The organism is Streptomyces sp. NBC_01017, from assembly GCF_045162795.1.
Classification (GTDB): Bacteria; Actinomycetota; Actinomycetes; order Streptomycetales; family Streptomycetaceae; genus Streptomyces; species Streptomyces machairae.
On record NZ_CP108683.1, the window covers coordinates 11,033,407 to 11,048,915 of the forward strand.

Consider the following 15,509-nt stretch of genomic DNA (forward strand, 5'->3'; position numbering starts at 1 on the left):
GCAGGTAGGCACGGCCCTCGCGGGATGTCAGCAGCTTGGGGTCAGGAGATTTCTGGAACCGCGCGGCTCAGTAGTGTGAGGTCTCCATACAGGGAGGCATGCAGCGCCGCCGCAAGTTCACGAGCCCTGGATTCGCTGCCGATGTCGAACAGCGCAACGTAGCCAACGCTCTCATGCGAGTCCGGACGGATCTCGCGGGAGCGCACCAGATGGGCGACGGCGGCACGAAGAGTCTCGATCACCGTGTCGTCGACGGCGTACGACGGGCCCGCGGTGAGCGTGTCGACCTTCACCGTCCAAAACTGTGCCTGACACTCCACAGCAACGAACACCGCACGCTGCCGCTTAGCCTGCTGATAGACCGCGGTATAGGCGTCCAGACCGGTGGCCTCCGGGATCAGATCAGCAGGGCAGGGAGTCGGCAACGTCATACACGCATCGTGCCAGCCCGGCCGGGCTGGTGGGCACACCGACATCTCCAGGCGGAAGGGACAGCCGCCGCCGACACCACGACCTGCGCTGTTGATCGTTGAGACCAGGCCGACAGCATCCTTGTCGGCCGTAAGTTCTTGTCGCCAGACGGGTGGAGGGCGTTGTGGCTGATCCGTCGGCCGACACCGGATACGAGCGCCTCGCCGGTCATCTCGCGGCCGGCATGGCCCTGTTCTCGTATAACTACGGCGAACGGACGGACACGGAGCGCTGTGCGACTGCTCCCGTCCTCGTCACAGGTAGTGAGCAGCAAGAGATATACGAGCAAGCGGTGCACAGCCGAGTTCAAGCGGGACGCGGTTGCGCTGGCGTTGTCCTCGTCCACGCTCGTGCCGCACGGCCGCGGACAGGACCCGGGCCTTTCCTGCCTGCACGCGGCCGAGGAGTTCGGCGGTGCGTTCGCGGGTGCGGATGGTGCCCAGCCAGGGCAGCGTGACATGCCGGCCGTCCGACTCGACACGGAGCGTACCGGTGGTGAACCGGCACGCAAGGCACGCCTTGCGCTTCGACTTGAACCGGGGCATCCCGAGCTAAGCGCGTATTGAACGGCCGTGCTGGCCCTGCTTGTAGCGGGAGGCCGCCTCACCGCGTGGGGAGCGCGCCTGCCGGTGGCTTATTGAGGAGCTCGTTGATCAGTTGGAATGTCTCAGACTCCAGGGAGCAGTCCAGCGCGTGGTTGACCTGTTGCACGCGGGTGATGGCGGTATGCAGGCCCTGCCGGTTCCCGGCCGAATGCTCGATCCGGAGCCAGTCCCGATACAACAGCTCTGCGCTGTTGTCGACGTCGAGACCCGTCGCGACGGCCTGTCGGGCCGCGCTGAGGTCGTGGTGCGGACCCGCGGGCGTGCGGTACGCGGCCACAGTGTGGGCGACGTCGATGATCCGCGTGATCATTTCCTGCTGGTGGGGTTCGGCCCAGGGCAGGGGCTTGCCTCCGAACGGCCGGCCGCGCACCAGGCCGAGGGCCTTCTCCAGGTCAGGTAGGCCGGTGGGGCCTAGCGGCAGGGCGTGTTCGACGAGTTGCAGGAAACGGATCCAGTCGCAGCGCACGCCGGGGGAGAGCCGGTAGGGATCTTCGCCGGAGCTGCGGCGGGGCACGTAGGGATTGCCGGTGGGATCGCTGCCCAGACAGCGCCGCAGGCCCCCTACCCGGGCGTTGAGGGTGCTCACCGACCAGGGATTGACGGGATCCATGTCGAAGCACAGCACGTCGGCGCTGCGCCCGGGCCGGAACAGCAGCAGGGCGGCGAGCTGCGCCATCCGCGGGCCGTGGCCGGTGCTGTCCACGCCGGTCACCTCGACCGGACCCAGGACTCGGATCTCCGGCGCCTGCAGGGCATGCGCCTCGGACTTCTCCACCCCCTCGTGGTCCTGGACCAGGTCCTCGGTGTCGTTCGCCGCCGCGACCTCTTCACCGCCAGTGGACTGCGGGGGCGCCGCGACTGCTGCTTCGGTGTCTGGGCCGGGCTCGTCGTGGCCCTGCGTCGGCACGACGGCGGTAGGCAGGAGACGCAGCCCGGACGGATCCGTGGTGGCGGCGACCAGAGCAGGGAACGCCTCGCTGCGCCCGTCCGGTGCCGTTGCAAACGAAGGGCTCGTCGGCGCGATGAGGTCCTTTGGTGCGGGCGGTTGCGGCTGCGCAGTCCTGTCGGGCTCGTCCGGGACGTCCTGCCAGTGGCCCTCGGCCGGGTGGGCTGGCTGCCCGGACAACGTCAGTGCGGTGGTGATCTGCAGGTAGGCGGCGTGCTCCAGGCGCTGCACGGTGATGTCGATGCCGGCGTGGTCGAGGTGCTGCGGCTCGCCGACGGACGCGTTGAGGAGTTCCGCCTCGGGGAAGTGCGGGGCCGCCGAACTCGCCGGGGCGACCAGCGTGACGGGCACCGTACCGGACCTGCTGATGACATCGGCGAACTGCCAGGCTGTGTCGGCGTCCAGCGAGGCCGCGCACAGCAGCAGGTACGGGTGACGCTGAGTCTCGGGCATCTGGTGTGTTTCCAGCAGCCGTTCGGACAGATCGCGCAGCGCGTGCTCGGCCTGCCGCATGTGGGCGATCCGCGCGGTGGGCAGCAACTGCGGCAAGTCGTCACCGAATCCGATCGTGACGACCTCGACCTCGTTCGCCCACGGGCTCATCGCGAGCTCCAGGGCGAGGGAGGTGCACAGTTCGGTGATGTGGACCGGGTTGCCGTCCAGCAGCAGCGCAGGCACTTGCGCCAGGTTGAGCAGCAGAAGGTCCCCCGCCGCGGTGCTGCCGATCGTGACCAGCCCGGGATACGGTGCCGGCACCTCGCGGGCGGCTTCCTCGTCCAGGAGGACGGCATCAGAGGGCAGGACCCACCAACCGCCCTTCCCGGGTACGAAGGGTGCCGACGGCTCCTGGGAGAGGTCCTCGGGCAGCACCTCCAGCGCGCGGGCCCCGATCCGTGCGGCCCGCAGCGACGGCAGACCGCCGAGGCTTTCTGGGCGAGCGGGCTGGTGGGCGAGAGTGCGCAGTGCACGGTCCAAGCGGGCAGCTCCGCCGGGCTCGGCGGCCGCCGCCAACTGGGCTTCCGCCGTGGATGTCTCCGGCGCGATGGCGATCGTCTCGCCGGGTTTGCGGCGGCGGCGTTGCAGCGTCCGGCGCAGGGCGAGGGCACCGGTGACGGCGGCGGCCAGCAGCGCCCCGGCGCCGAGAACAGTGCGCAAGTTCAGCGGGCTGCCGGCCGGAGCCGTCGCCGGGGCGTCGGACGCCGTAGGGGCGGATGACGCGGCAGCGGAGCCAGATGATTCAGCCGACGGCGAGACGGCGGAGGCCGAGGCGGTGGGCCCGGGTGCTGCAGAGGCCGATGCGGACGGAGAGGCCTGATCCTGCCCGGCAGTGTGGCTTGCCGATGCGCTGGGGGCCGAGGCCTCGGGGGCAGGTGTTGCGGTATGGCTCGGCGCGGGCGCTTGCTCATCCCCCGTGCCCCCGCCCGGGTTCTGCTCGCTGTCGGGCTTCTGGCCGGCCGGGGGAGTGGTCTCCGTGCTTCCCGACTCGCGATTCTGGGGCGGCTGTTCGGGCTGGGTGCCGGGCACAGTGACCTGCTGCCCGGGGCGGATCAGGTCCGGGTCGGTGATAGCGGGCAGGCCGTCCGGCTGCGGCTTGCCCCGGCTGGCATTGAATAGCCGAGGCCAGTCGTTGCCGTCGCCGAGCTCCTCCTCGGCGATCTTCGACAGGTAGTCGCCGGACTGGACCGTGACGACGTGCTCGCTCTTCTCGGCACCGACAGGCGGGGCGCCAGCACCCAGTTGCGTACGGAGGCCTCCCGCGGCATCCCCGGCATCAGGCATCTGCAACTGCCAGCCCGGCTGCAGAAAACTGTTCGCGCGGAAGACCTCGCCGTCGACCATGGTCCTGCCCTCGTTCAGGTCGGCGATCTCCCGCCATCGCTCGCCGTCCCCCAACTGCCGCTCGGCGATGGCCCACAGGCTTTCCGCCGGCCGCGTCTCGCGCACCGTGTATGCACGGTGCGTCGTGCCCGCGCGCGTCGCGTCGTGGTCGGCCTCGGCCGCCTGCGGGGCGTGGCTCTGGCCGGGCAGGCGGGCCGAGGCGGCGGCGGGAGCTGCCTGGGCGTCGGAGGCGAGGGCCGAGCTCGTGGGTAGCAGGACCAGGATGCTGCCGATCAGGAGCGCAGCGGCGCGCTGTGAGCTGCCCAGTCCGCGAGGGGCACGCCAGACCCGGCCGCGCAGCTGCGCGACCAGTTCGCGTACGGCGCAGAACGTGAACTGTGCCCACCCGATCCAGCCCACCGCGACGAGCAGGAGCAGGAACGCAGCCCCGGTGTCCTGGCGGTCCAGCAGGTGTGTGAGGTCGTCGTGGCTGGATGCCCAGATGGCCGGTGTGGCCCACGCCAGCAGCAGCGGGAGCCCGGCGACCGCGCCGGCCAGGACAAGCAGGCTTAAGCCGGCCCTGACGGCTCGGCCCAGGGTACGGCCTGCTGTGGCGGCGGGGGAGTGGGTGGTGCGCATCAGCTTCCTTCTGGAGCGGTGACGCCGTACAGGAGGGTGGCCTCGCCGTGGCCGGCCACTGTGAGCGAGCCGATCCCGACGACGGACAGGAACTTGGTGTCGTAGGCGTCGTTGACGGTCACGGTGAGCGTCTTGCCGTCCCCTAAGACGCTGACGGTGCCCGTGGCGCCGACCGAGCTGAGGTAGGAGCGCGCGGCGGCGACCGCGTCCTGCGGATCCACGACCACGGCTTCACCACTGATCGCCTTGGCGGGATCGATGGCCTGTCCGCCTGCCCGGGCGGCTTCCCCGGCGATGAAATCGGCGCGTTCCACCGCGCGCATCTTGCTGCCGCCGTCGACCGCGACGCCGATGATGCCGATCAGCGCGACCATGCACACCGCGACGAACACCGTGACGCCGCCGCGGTCGTCGAACCGGGCCCGCTCGCCCAGCCGATGAACGCTCATCAGCCCTCCCATGTCGGAGAAGCCGTAGGTTCGGCAGCGGCCGCCCGGGCTTCAATGATGCTTTCCCGTCGGCGTGACCCAGCGCGTTCACGGACAATGACGTCATGACGCGCTGGTTTCGCAGCCACTGGGCCGAAGAAAACATCTGGTTCTACTTCGAGGTCGACGACGACGGCTGGGCCACCCGTCAGGTCGAGCTCCAAGGTCCGCTCGAAAGGCCCATCGCCGCGGCCTCGTTGACCGAGTGGAATGCCGCCCAACAGGCCGGAACTCTCGCGGACTACGAAGCGACCTTCGGCGCCACCGCCGAGGTTCCCGTCCATGAGTGGGACATCCCTGATCCGCGGGACCTCACCATCGGAGAGTTCGAGAGCGTGTGGCGCACGGCACGGGCCGTCTGCCAGACAAGAGCTCGAGCACGCTCGACGCGCGGCGCGTGAGCCCAGGTGCCGTCGCGCGCTCACTGCGCAGCACCTGCGCTTCGGTTCGCGGTCCACGGCACTTCAGGATTCGCGAACCCGAGAGCTCTCTGCCGGTACTGATCCACGACCGAGGTCGCTGACGATGTGAGCGTGCGAGCTCCCGGCACACCCGGCAGCAGCAGGTCCGACAGGCTGACCGTGCAGTGCACGGTCACGGTGACGGTGCCCATCTGGCCCACGGCAACGTTCAGCCCGCTCGTGTTGATGGTGACGTCGGCGCTCGCGCACCTGATGCCCTGGTCGTCCAGCGACTCAGTCGCTGCCGCGCGGGCGGCATCCTGGGCGGAGGCGACCGTGCGGTGGATGGACGCCTCACGGGCGGCGTCCTCAGCTGCGGCATCGATCTTCGCTCCGGACATGACGAGCCGGCCGCCCGCGATCGCCATACACAGGAACATGATCAGCGGCGGGACGATGATGGCGGCCTCGATCGCCACACTGCCGTCATCGCTGCGCGCCCGGCGAGCCCAACGAGCCCTGCTGCTCAACGGATTCACCCCCCTGGGAGCGTCCAGCGCTCCACGGCACCGGCTGCCGACTGACTGACCTGCAGACCGGCCACACCCGGGATCATCGACTGGGCCGTGCCCGTCACCGTCAGCCGCACCCGCTCGGCGGTGCTGCCGGCGCTGGAGACGCTGTAGTTGAGCAGGCTGTCGCCCGCCGAACGCTGAAGTACATCCTGTGCTTTGGCTGTGCCGTCGGCGGGGGAGGCCTGGTAGGCGCGGGCCTCAGCCAGGCCTTCGCGGGCGGCGGTCAGGGCGATTGACCGCGCGTAGTACCACATGGACACCTGAATGACGGCGATGGTGGCCAGCAGAACGAACGGGAAGATGATCGCCATCTGGATGGAGGCGTCTCCGCGGTCGTCACTCCATCGCCGGCCGCGCCACCAGGTCTGAAGCTGCTCGCCGCCCAGCATCAGATGCCGTTCAGGGTCCCGTTGTACCTGGCGATCACCGCGGCGATAGTTCCGGCGATCACCAGAGCACCGGTGACAGCGGCCACCCAGATGATCACGGTGGTGAGGCTGATGTCGCCGCGGTCCGGCCGGCGGGTTGCCTCCTCCATGCGTTCCCGCCACCGCGTGGTCAGCCAGAAGACAGCACGGCGGGTGCGGGCTGCGGTGTACCTCATGGTCCTTACCTCTCAGATGCGTTGAACGGTGTCGGGCGGTCTTAGACGGTGAGCATGCGGATCACCGCGGGGAACGCCATCAGGAGCATCACGAGCACGGCGAGCAGAGCTCCGGGCGCGGTCATCTTTTGGCTGGCGGCGTTTGCCTCGGTGGCCTGATCGGACAACAGCTCGGCATTGAGCGCTGCGGTGCGGGCCCGTAGCGCCTTGTAGACGGCGGCGCCGTCGGTGGCCGAGCCGCGCATGATGTCAGCGACGTCGTCCAGGCCCGGCAGGTCGTAGGTATCGGCGAGTTCCGTCAGAGCCTGATAGGGAGGGATCTTCTCCAGCCGGGCCCGGCGCAACGCGCCCTGCAAATACAGAAAAGGCCAGCCGCGGCCGACCGCAGCGGCCTTTTCCAGCGCTTCCGTTGGACCGGCGTCCGCGGCCCGCTTCAACGCGACCAGGTCCATGTAGGCGGACAGGGCGTGCGCGAACTCCTCCCGCGCCCGCTTGGCCTGGTCGCGTACGGCGAGGTCAGGGGTGACGAACAGCAGACCGGCGATGGCGAAGCCCACCACGGCGGGTACGTAGAACGGCAGCGAGACACCGGCGATGATCCACGGGATGGTCACCAGCACCGGGCACAGCAGGCCGAGCGCGGCCAGCGCGGTCTTCTTCAGCATGAACTGGCCCGGCCCCTGACCGAGCAGGGCGAGATTTTTGGTGGGGGGCCGCACACCGGGCATGCGCTCGATGCGGGCCAGCAGCCACCTGCCCCACCGTTCCTCACGGTCGAGTTCCGGCTCCGGCATGCTCAGACTGGCCGGCGCGCTACGTGCGAGCGCTGCCGCCAACGCGGGCTGGGGACGCAGCAGTTCACGCACCAGGAGTGCGACGCCGCCCCCGACAGTGCCGCCTGTGAGGAGCGCAGGAATCAGATTCACGACCGGGCTCCTTCCAGCTCACGCTCTACCGCGGCCGTGTCCTGCCCGGCCGCGGGAACCGGAGCGGGGAGCCGCACGCTGCTGCGCGTGTCCGCGATCAGGAAGCGCGGGATACGGCGGAAGTTGCCCAACTGCCGCATCATCGCCAGCACGCCGACGAACCCTGCCGTCAGGAAGGCGAGCACCAGCTGGCCCAGCAGCGTGCCGTAAGGGCGGGTGTAGGACGGGACGAAGAATCCGCCGACGATCACACCCAGGGTGATGAAGGTCATCCACCGCACGGTGGTACGCGGCTTGGCGCGATCCGCCTCGATGGACCGCTTGCGTGCAACTTCCTCACGGACCGTGCCGGCCAGGTCCTCCAGCGCCTGGGCCAGACCCGGGCCGCGGTCGCCCGCCGACAGGATCAAAGCGGCCGTCACCTTGTCCGCCGTGACGTCATCCAGCTCGGCGGCGAAGGCCCGCAGGGCCTTCTCGGGCCGCCAGCCCAACCGCAACCGGTCGGACAGGCCAGCGATCTGGGGCGCGAGCGCGTCCGGCGCCCCGTTCCGACTGGTGATCATTGCCTGTTCCAGGCCCATGCCCAGCCGCAGTAGACCGGCCAGGCGCTGCGTCCACTCACTCAACGCCTCCAGCTGACCGATCCACTCCTGCGCGAGACGCGCCGGGGCGACCAGCCAGGGCACCCCGACGACCGCGGCGCCGAGCAGTGCCCCGGCCACGAAGTTCCCCGAGACCAGCCACACGGCGAGGAAGACCACGAGTGCCGAGATAGCCAGCGCCCGCCGCCGCAGCATGACGCCCTCGGCCTGGTCCCGGCCTGTGCATAACGCCTGCCACCGCTGCCGCAGTGGAGCTCTGCGGGGCGCCGTGGTCCCGACCAGCCCGACGATGACGCCGATCAGTCCGCCGACCATGGCCATGCCGGACAGAAGGCCCAGAAGCAAGGTCACCGGTTCACCCCCACTTTCAGGGGCAGTGGCGCAGTCCAGGCCCCATAGGGCTGCTGCAGCAGCGCGGAGTCGAAGCCGACCCTGCGTAGATCGTCGATGCAGCCCGGATCCATCCGAGGCACTGCTCGCAGCTCACCGAACTCGGTGCTGGGGGAGAAGACTTCGTTGGTGGCGGGGCGGCCGGACTCGCCGATCCCGGTGAGCTCCAGGACGTGGGAGACGTAGCGGTGGCGGCGGCCACCGATCTGCGTCTCGTCCGTCATGTCGACGTAGACGATGAAGTCCAGGCCGTTGGCGGTCTGACGGTACGCGAGCTGCTCGGACAGATTCTCCTGGGCGAGCGCATACAGCTCGGCGATCCGGTCGAAGATGATGTCCGGGCGACGCGCGTGGATGGTGCACAGGTTGCCGCCCGAGCCATTCGTCAGCGCCTGCATCATGGCGACGACTTCGGGGCCGCGGACCTCGCCGACCACGATCCGCTCCAGCGACATCCGCAGTGCGGGATGCATCAGATCCAGCAGCGTGACCTCTCCGGCGCCGCGACCGGTGACGTCCTTCTCACCGTTGGACTCGCGGCCCACCAGGGAGACGACCTGGCGGTGGTAGCCGTTGGTGTGCGCGAAAAGCTCGTCCTCGGTCTGGATGGTGGCGAACCGGCACTCCGGGTCGAATTCCTTGAGCATCGCTCGCAGCAGCGTCGTCTTTCCAGCTTTCTGCTTCCCCGCGATCATGATGTTCTTCTCTGCGCGCACGCACGCGCCGAGGAACTCCCGCAGGACCTCGTCGATCGTGCCCAGCCGGACCAACTCGTCCAGGTCGGCGTGGGAGACCCGGTGTCGGCGGATGACCGCATAGGTCATCGGACCCAGCCCGGTGATGGCCTGCAGACGGGAGCCATCCTGCAGGGACAGGGCGAGCGTCGGGTTCGCCGTGGAGATCGTGCGCTCACTGAGCCCGGAGTCCCGTGCCAACTCCCGCAGCAGCTCCAGCAGTTCTTCCTCAGAGTCCGCGATCGGGCCGACCATGCGCCGCTGGCCGTCCCCATAGTCGAGCCACACCTCGTGCGGTCCCTGGATGATGATGTCCTCGACCCGCTCATCGTCCAGGTACGGCTGCAACCTGCCAGCCCGGTACAGCAGGTCGTACACGGCACGCCGCAGCCCGTCATCCTCGTGCGGCGTGGGGCTCACACCGCGCTCGACGCCCTGAGCGTCCGACCACAGTGCAACCGCTTCGTTGATCCAGTGCAGGCACTGCTGCTCTTCGGTAGCCCGGTCCACATCCGGGCTGGCCTTCAGCAGCTCCTCGCGCTGCCGGGCGACCTGGCCAGCGATGTGCCGGGCAACCTTGTAGTCGACAGTGACCTGGGGCACTGCCGTCCCGAAAGCCTCGACGCTCGCAGCCGCCCCGGCCGGCGCCCCGTTCGCCTGTTGCGGCTGCTCCAGAGGGTGGCCCGGCAACGGGTTCACGCTGGGGTCGGGGTGCAGAGGTCTACCGCGCATGGCTCACCTCCACACCCGGGGCGAGGCGGGCACGGCGCAGCGCAGCGCGCTGGACCAGCACCGTGCTGCCCGTGCGGGCCGCCTTCATCAGCGGCGACCTGGCGAAACGCCGAGGCTGCTCGGCGCCGTCGGACAGCACCCGCGCGTCCTCCTGCGCGTACGGCAGGGTCGCTACCACCGGCACCTGCAGCACTCGCTGCACCTCACCGGCCGGGTAGGACCCCTCATCGATCACCAAGAGCCCGACATCGCCGATACGTTCCTCCAACGCGCCCACCCGCGACTGCGCGGCCTGTAGCCCGCGCAGCGTGTTGCGGACCACTACCACGACGAGGTCAGCCTGCTCGGCCAGAACACCGGAAGGGCCGACCGCCCCCGAACGGCCGAGGTCGATCAGCACATCGTGGTCGGTCTGCGCATCTATGCCCCGGAACATCGTCGCGAGCGCCTTCCAGACCGGGCTCAGGCTCGCCGCCTGCGCAGGATCCGTGATCCCAGGCAGCAGCAGCCGGTCAAGTGGTGACGCCTTCGTACCGTCCTCACCGCTCAGGTCAATCAGCTGCCGCCAGAACGCGTCGCTGAACTCACCTGTCCTGGCGGCGACGGAAAGGTTCCGCAGTCCATAGCGGTCACCGAGGGTGCCCTGCAGCAAGCCGTGCAGCACGGCACCGCCGTCGGGGTCACACTCGGCGAGAATCATCTTCCGGCCCGGCTGCAGCGGCCAATTCAGCAGCAGCGCCAGAGCCGTGGTAGTCACCCCCGGCGCGCCACTGCAGCCAGCCAGGGCGATCACACTCATCAGCTGCCGTCCGGAGCGTCGAGAACCAGACGCAACGTGCCAGCCGACACCCACGCCGCGGCAGCCGGGCCATCGCTAGCGGAGGTCGCGACGTCGACCACCACCACGCCAGTTCCGGGAGCTGCCTTCGACGCCTTCACCACCCGCCCTGCGATCGTCTTGGGGGACTTGTCCGTCTCGGTGTCCGCGCTCGATGCGCCCTGGGCAGGAACGCGAACCAGCTGCACCTTCTGCCCCGGCACAAGAGCCGTGGCCGGTACCTGTTCCGGCTTCAGACCGATCGGCACCAGTTGCTCACCCGTCTTGACCAGGCTGTCCTTGGTCACCTGGGACGGAGTGAGCAGCGAGCCGGACTTGAGTTCGACCGCCGCCCGCTTGCCGACCACCGAATACCGGTCGCCGGCCTCAACCGCCTTCAATGCCGGATCCAGCGCGACGGAGGCCGCGCCCAGGTCCTGCTCGGTGAGCACCTGACCGACTTGAACGTCGCGGACCACGGTCACCACCTCGGTTCTGTGGCCGACCTTCAGCAGCAGAACCGCAACCCCAGCGCCGCCAGCAGCGATCAGCGCCAGCGATAAGGCGATCACGCCCGGACGGCGCCGGCGCGCTGACACACGTGGGGGCGTCACCGGGCCGGCAACCTGAGCCTGCGGCGGCATGCTCGTCGCGGTGGCCGTGCGTTCTTGTGTCTTGCTCAACGTTCTGCCCTTCCGGCGGCTTTACCTGACGACCTGCAGCTCGCCGATCGCCACCTGCACGTTGGTTTGCCGGATCTCGGTGAGCTGACCGGCCGCTCCGCTGCCCTGCCAGTCGATCGTCCACGTCGAGGTAGCCGTGACCGGGAACTTGGCGCCTGGGGCACCATCTGAAGTCTTTGCGTAAACGTGCCCGCAGGTCGGCGATTCGGCCATGCTCTCTGACACCTGGTAGGGGGTACCGGGGCCGTTGCAGGTCACGCTGACACCGTCACCCATCTGCCACACGATCTTCGAGACCCTCGCGGTCGCGGTGACGGTCACTCCGCCCGCCGAGGCAGAGGCGGTGTTGGGGCCATAGGTCGTGGCGCTCTGGTTGACCCACATCCACACCGGGACACCCACGGTGTACCGCCCGGCCGCCTTCGGGCTCGCGACATCTGGGCCAAGCATCGTCATGGAGTCGACCGCACGCTCCGCCAACTCCTGCGGATTGGCCTCCTGCTGAGGGGGCTGACCGTTCGGCACGGAAATGAACCCGTCGGGGTTGTCCTGGCCACCGTCCGAACAGGAGTAAAAGTACAGATCGCTCTTCTTCGGGTCGGCGCCCTTCCAGAGCTCGACCGCGCTAGCTGGTGGCTCAGGGTCGATCTTGGTATACCCGCACTTCAACCCGCTGTCGCTGCCCCCACTCCCGTTCCCCGAGCCCGTCTGCGTGTCCTTCCCACCCGGCTCGCCACCGACGGAGACATCGACGCAGAACTTAATGACCTGGCACTGACCCGCCCCGACATCGGGGTCCTCACCGGCCTGGGCGGCGCCAGAGGCGGCCAGGACGAATACGGAACTGAGTAGCGCAAGGCGCCGTATCAGCAGGACTGCGCTTGAGCGGTCAACTCGGTGACCATCCACTTTGCCCCCCACTTCTCCAGCTTTGCGGTGCTGATGTATTTGACGAGCCGCGTCGACGGCAGCGGGACCTTCTTCTTCGAGGCCTTGTCGATCAGAGTCCAGTTCGTGGTGTCGACGCAGTCGGTGAGGGTGGCCTTGGGAATGTCACCATCGGTGACCTTGGGGTCTCGGGGGTGAATCGCGGGCTTTCCGGTCGTCACCTGCCCGGCCTTACGCATGGTCGTCAGGTCCTTCTCGATGAGGCCCAAGGCCCGAAGAGTGGTGGTCTTTCTCAAGCCGGTGCCTGCAGAGGACGCCTTGGCGTAGGCCTCAGCCTGGGCTTTCCAGGACTGGGTGTACGCGGCGAGGACCGCGGCCTCCTCAGCATCAGCCGTGGAATTGGGGGACGCAGTCGGGGTTGCGGTAGGCCTCTGGCTCGGTGCAGATGGCGACGCCTTTGGGTCGCTGTCGCTGCAGCCGGCTAGCCCCATCAGGCTGCCCGCAAGGAACAAGGCGGTTGCATTCCTGTGGAAGCGAACGGTGGTGAATCCCGCCCCACGGCGTTGTGCTTGTGTCACGTAGTCTCCCCGTACGACGCGATGTGGCAGACCGCTACCCGAGATGCCGTGTACAGCAGTGCATAGCTGCGTCCCGTTCGAGCTGCGGTTATGCGTTTACGTGACCGGGACATTACGTAGACGCCAGCCAACTTCCCAGCCTAATATTTGGGTCGACTCGCACAACTTGTGACATACGTGGTCGCATTCGCAACTGGATGTCGACTTGTAGTCCCCTACGTTCGCTGATTCCTTCAGTGAACGAGGGCGAGCGTCCTGTTCCTGTTGGCTTACAGTGCCATGTGCAGCCAGAGGATGATCACGTCGCCATCTAGCGTTTCGCGTAGTGCTGGGAACTGACGGCGGACCAAATTCAGGCGCTCCGCTGTCCGGGCGGACAGCCTGGCGCCGTGCTGCCGTATTGCGCGCCTGGCGCAGTACGGCACGTCGTTCGGGCTGGACGTAGACGAGGAAAACAGCCTGCTCGACGAGGAAGCCATGTTGGTCACTTCCTCACCGGACAAGGTCAATCCGTCGACGAAGTTCTGGTTGCTGAGGGTCCGCGCTCCCCGAGCTCCCGTAAGGCCTCCGCTGTGACGCTTCGTTCCACCAGGTCGACGATCGTTGTTTCCCGCTGCGCCTGGGTAGCGCCGTACATCGCGGCCGTGGCATCGCACACGGTACCGGGACGGCCCTTTAGGAGCAGGTTTGCACTGCGTCGAGGACGTACCAGGTCCACCAATCGGAGACCTTGTCCGTTGCGTGCCAAGGCGAAGTCTGCGCGCCAATTAGTGGCTGGCTCGGATCATCACGGTGAGTACGGGCGAAGCCGGTGACGGCTGGCTCTGTCCGATATCCTCGTAGCCCCATGATCTGTAGAGCGCGTGAACCTTTCCGTCCCCAGCAGCCGGGTTGACCATGAGCGTGACGTACGGCTCGTCGCGTGTGGCAAGGAGGGCGTCATGGATACGGCGGGACGTGCCAGTCTTCCGCCAGGTCGGCCGGACGCCGATCTCCTTCAGGGCCACGGCCGGGCGCTCGGTGTACGTCTCTGCCGGCGTCGGGCTGGTGCGCTGCCAGTAGCGGTCGCCGTGTTCGATGGTGTTGCCGTAGGCGTAGCCAACCGGATGCCCCTCCGCGTATGCGAGGACGGCCGTGAACCCCGGTTCGGCGCCGTGCCGGTCTAGGCGCTCGCCGAACGCGGTGACCGCGTAGTTCGGCAGGTGGAGCAGCGGGGCGCGCACGTCGGCGTACGCGTCGAGGAGGTCGCCGCGGGCGGTGTCGAGGGTGGTGAATGTGCGCAGTTCAATAGCGGGGGCCGTGGTCATGCAGCCATCCTCCAGGTGGCGGCGTGCTCGGTCCAGGTATGCACGCTGGCGCTGCCCGGCGCTGTGGCGCGCAGCGCGGCTCCAAACTCCTGCAGCATGCGCGTTACCCGGGCGTGCTGGGTGGCAGCGTCGGCGGGGACCTTCATTGCTGTGGCCGTGGCGGCTTCAGGGGCGCCCTGGGCGAGCTGGGCGTGTGCGAGCCGGGTCGTGGTGATGGCTCGGGACCGGATCATGTGAGGCCGGAGAGCGGACAGGCAGCGGTGGGCGTGGTACTCGGCGGTCGAGTAGTCGCCGAGCGCCAAGTGTGCAGAGAGCGCCAGGGAGTCCAGTTCGGCCTGGTCGTAGAAGGCGAGCATCCACACCGGCCGATAGTCGGCAGGGTCTGCGCGCAGCATGGCGTCCTGCGCCTGCTCGAAGGCACGGCGGGTGCCAGTGCGGTCCTGTGCCGCCCCGTGGATGGCAGCCTGTCGGGCCAGGCCGAGGGAGGCGAACAGGGGGTCACGGCGGGGGAGGTGCAGGTTGCGGGCGACGTCGTTGGCGGCGAACGCGTCGGCGGGACGGCCCATGTGCCGGTACATGGTGCCCGCGTGACTCCAGATGCGGAACTTGATCGCCTGGTCGCCGGACATCTCGGCGAGGGTCTGGGCCTCGCGCATGTGGGCCTTGGCGACGTCGTAGCGCCGGCCGTCGATGGCGGCCCACATCGCCGAGGATCGAAACGCCGCTGCGGAGGCGTAGAGGTTGCTGCGTACCCGCTGGCTGGCGCTACCGGCGTTTTGGAGGTTCAGGGCCTCGTCGGCGAGCGCGGCGGCCCGCTCCTCGATGCCGAGTTGGCCGCCATGGCGGTGGTCGCTGGCGATGATCTCGGCGAAGCGCTTCTGCAGACGGTCGACGTCGCTCATGCCGATGCGACGCGGGGATGTGGTGCCGGGAGCGGCAGCTGCCGCGGCGGCAGCCGCAGCGATCCCGCCGACGAGAGTGCGGCGCTTCATATCGGGGTCCTCCTGCTGCGGTGGCGCTGGGTTGGACGGAGTCCGGCCCCGTGGCACGAACCCTAGAGCGATGGCGGGCAGGCCGCTGACGTCCTCAAGTGCCTTGCGGGTAGCAGATTTTGGCCACGTGACCCGGCCCGCTTTCCAGTCCCGGACCGATGAGCCGTCGAGGCCGCCGGTCCTTCCGGTCAGTTGCTCTAACGCCCTGTTCACAGCGTCAGCGAGGCTGTTGGAGCTGTAGCCGTGTTCGTCCATCCACGCCTCAAGAACGGTGTTGCGCGTGGTGTCCATGTCCGCACGGTAGCTCCCGTGA

The 15,509-nt window shown here is 68.6% G+C and carries 17 protein-coding genes; 1 reads left to right on the forward strand and 16 read right to left on the reverse strand.

What is annotated here, in order from left to right:
• Positions 1-41 precede the first annotated feature (41 nt).
• From OG331_RS50565 to OG331_RS50580, 4 genes are all read right to left on the reverse strand, one after another.
• Positions 42-431, reverse strand: a complete 390-nt coding sequence (locus OG331_RS50565; protein ID WP_406190982.1) for a hypothetical protein — start codon at positions 429-431, stop codon at positions 42-44.
• Positions 432-725: 294 nt separating this feature from the next.
• Positions 726-1,016 carry a hypothetical protein gene (locus tag OG331_RS50570; protein WP_406190980.1) on the reverse strand — a complete coding sequence of 97 codons (291 nt, stop codon included), beginning with the start codon at positions 1,014-1,016 and terminating at the stop codon, positions 726-728.
• A gap of 58 nt (positions 1,017-1,074) precedes the next feature.
• Positions 1,075-4,479, reverse strand: coding sequence for a hypothetical protein (locus OG331_RS50575; protein WP_406190979.1), 3,405 nt, complete (start codon positions 4,477-4,479; stop codon positions 1,075-1,077).
• Complete coding sequence (locus tag OG331_RS50580) at positions 4,479-4,928, reverse strand: TadE/TadG family type IV pilus assembly protein (RefSeq protein WP_406190977.1); 450 nt, start codon at positions 4,926-4,928, stop codon at positions 4,479-4,481. The genes OG331_RS50575 and OG331_RS50580 overlap by 1 nt, the downstream gene beginning before the upstream one ends.
• Positions 4,929-5,032: 104 nt before the next feature.
• Between OG331_RS50580 and OG331_RS50585 the strand changes: the two genes are divergently transcribed.
• On the forward strand, positions 5,033-5,368 hold the full coding sequence (locus OG331_RS50585; RefSeq protein ID WP_406190975.1) for a hypothetical protein: 336 nt from the start codon (positions 5,033-5,035) through the stop codon (positions 5,366-5,368).
• A gap of 20 nt (positions 5,369-5,388) precedes the next feature.
• Here the strand turns inward: OG331_RS50585 and OG331_RS50590 are convergent, their stop codons facing one another.
• The 12 genes from OG331_RS50590 to OG331_RS50645 form a co-directional block, all read right to left on the reverse strand.
• Complete coding sequence (locus OG331_RS50590; protein WP_406190973.1) at positions 5,389-5,847, reverse strand: TadE/TadG family type IV pilus assembly protein; 459 nt, start codon at positions 5,845-5,847, stop codon at positions 5,389-5,391.
• A 56-nt stretch (positions 5,848-5,903) separates the two neighbouring features.
• Entirely contained in the window at positions 5,904-6,332 is a 429-nt protein-coding gene (locus OG331_RS50595; protein ID WP_406190971.1) for a TadE family protein, read from the reverse strand.
• On the reverse strand, positions 6,332-6,547 hold the full coding sequence (locus OG331_RS50600) for a hypothetical protein (protein ID WP_369275996.1): 216 nt from the start codon (positions 6,545-6,547) through the stop codon (positions 6,332-6,334). Before OG331_RS50600 ends, OG331_RS50595 begins: the two co-directional genes overlap by 1 nt.
• Before the next feature lie 41 nt (positions 6,548-6,588).
• On the reverse strand, positions 6,589-7,473 hold the full coding sequence (locus OG331_RS50605; protein ID WP_406190968.1) for a type II secretion system F family protein: 885 nt from the start codon (positions 7,471-7,473) through the stop codon (positions 6,589-6,591).
• Positions 7,470-8,426 (reverse strand): type II secretion system F family protein, encoded by a 957-nt coding sequence (locus tag OG331_RS50610; RefSeq protein WP_406190966.1) that lies wholly within the window; start codon positions 8,424-8,426, stop codon positions 7,470-7,472. Before OG331_RS50610 ends, OG331_RS50605 begins: the two co-directional genes overlap by 4 nt.
• Positions 8,423-9,931 carry a CpaF family protein gene (locus OG331_RS50615; protein WP_406190964.1) on the reverse strand — a complete coding sequence of 503 codons (1,509 nt, stop codon included), beginning with the start codon at positions 9,929-9,931 and terminating at the stop codon, positions 8,423-8,425. Before OG331_RS50615 ends, OG331_RS50610 begins: the two co-directional genes overlap by 4 nt.
• Entirely contained in the window at positions 9,921-10,730 is an 810-nt protein-coding gene (locus OG331_RS50620) for a hypothetical protein (RefSeq protein ID WP_406190962.1), read from the reverse strand. The genes OG331_RS50615 and OG331_RS50620 overlap by 11 nt, the downstream gene beginning before the upstream one ends.
• On the reverse strand, positions 10,730-11,431 hold the full coding sequence (locus OG331_RS50625; protein WP_406190960.1) for an SAF domain-containing protein: 702 nt from the start codon (positions 11,429-11,431) through the stop codon (positions 10,730-10,732). The genes OG331_RS50620 and OG331_RS50625 overlap by 1 nt, the downstream gene beginning before the upstream one ends.
• Positions 11,432-11,452: 21 nt before the next feature.
• Entirely contained in the window at positions 11,453-12,352 is a 900-nt protein-coding gene (locus OG331_RS50630) for an ATP/GTP-binding protein (RefSeq protein ID WP_406190958.1), read from the reverse strand.
• On the reverse strand, positions 12,298-12,897 hold the full coding sequence (locus OG331_RS50635; RefSeq protein WP_406190956.1) for a hypothetical protein: 600 nt from the start codon (positions 12,895-12,897) through the stop codon (positions 12,298-12,300). Before OG331_RS50635 ends, OG331_RS50630 begins: the two co-directional genes overlap by 55 nt.
• A 767-nt stretch (positions 12,898-13,664) precedes the next feature.
• The gene (locus OG331_RS50640; protein ID WP_406190954.1) at positions 13,665-14,204 is read right to left on the reverse strand and encodes a GNAT family N-acetyltransferase; all 540 of its coding nucleotides are present in this window, start codon (positions 14,202-14,204) and stop codon (positions 13,665-13,667) included.
• Positions 14,201-15,487, reverse strand: a complete 1,287-nt coding sequence (locus OG331_RS50645; RefSeq protein WP_406190952.1) for an XRE family transcriptional regulator — start codon at positions 15,485-15,487, stop codon at positions 14,201-14,203. The genes OG331_RS50640 and OG331_RS50645 overlap by 4 nt, the downstream gene beginning before the upstream one ends.
• Positions 15,488-15,509 lie beyond the last annotated feature (22 nt).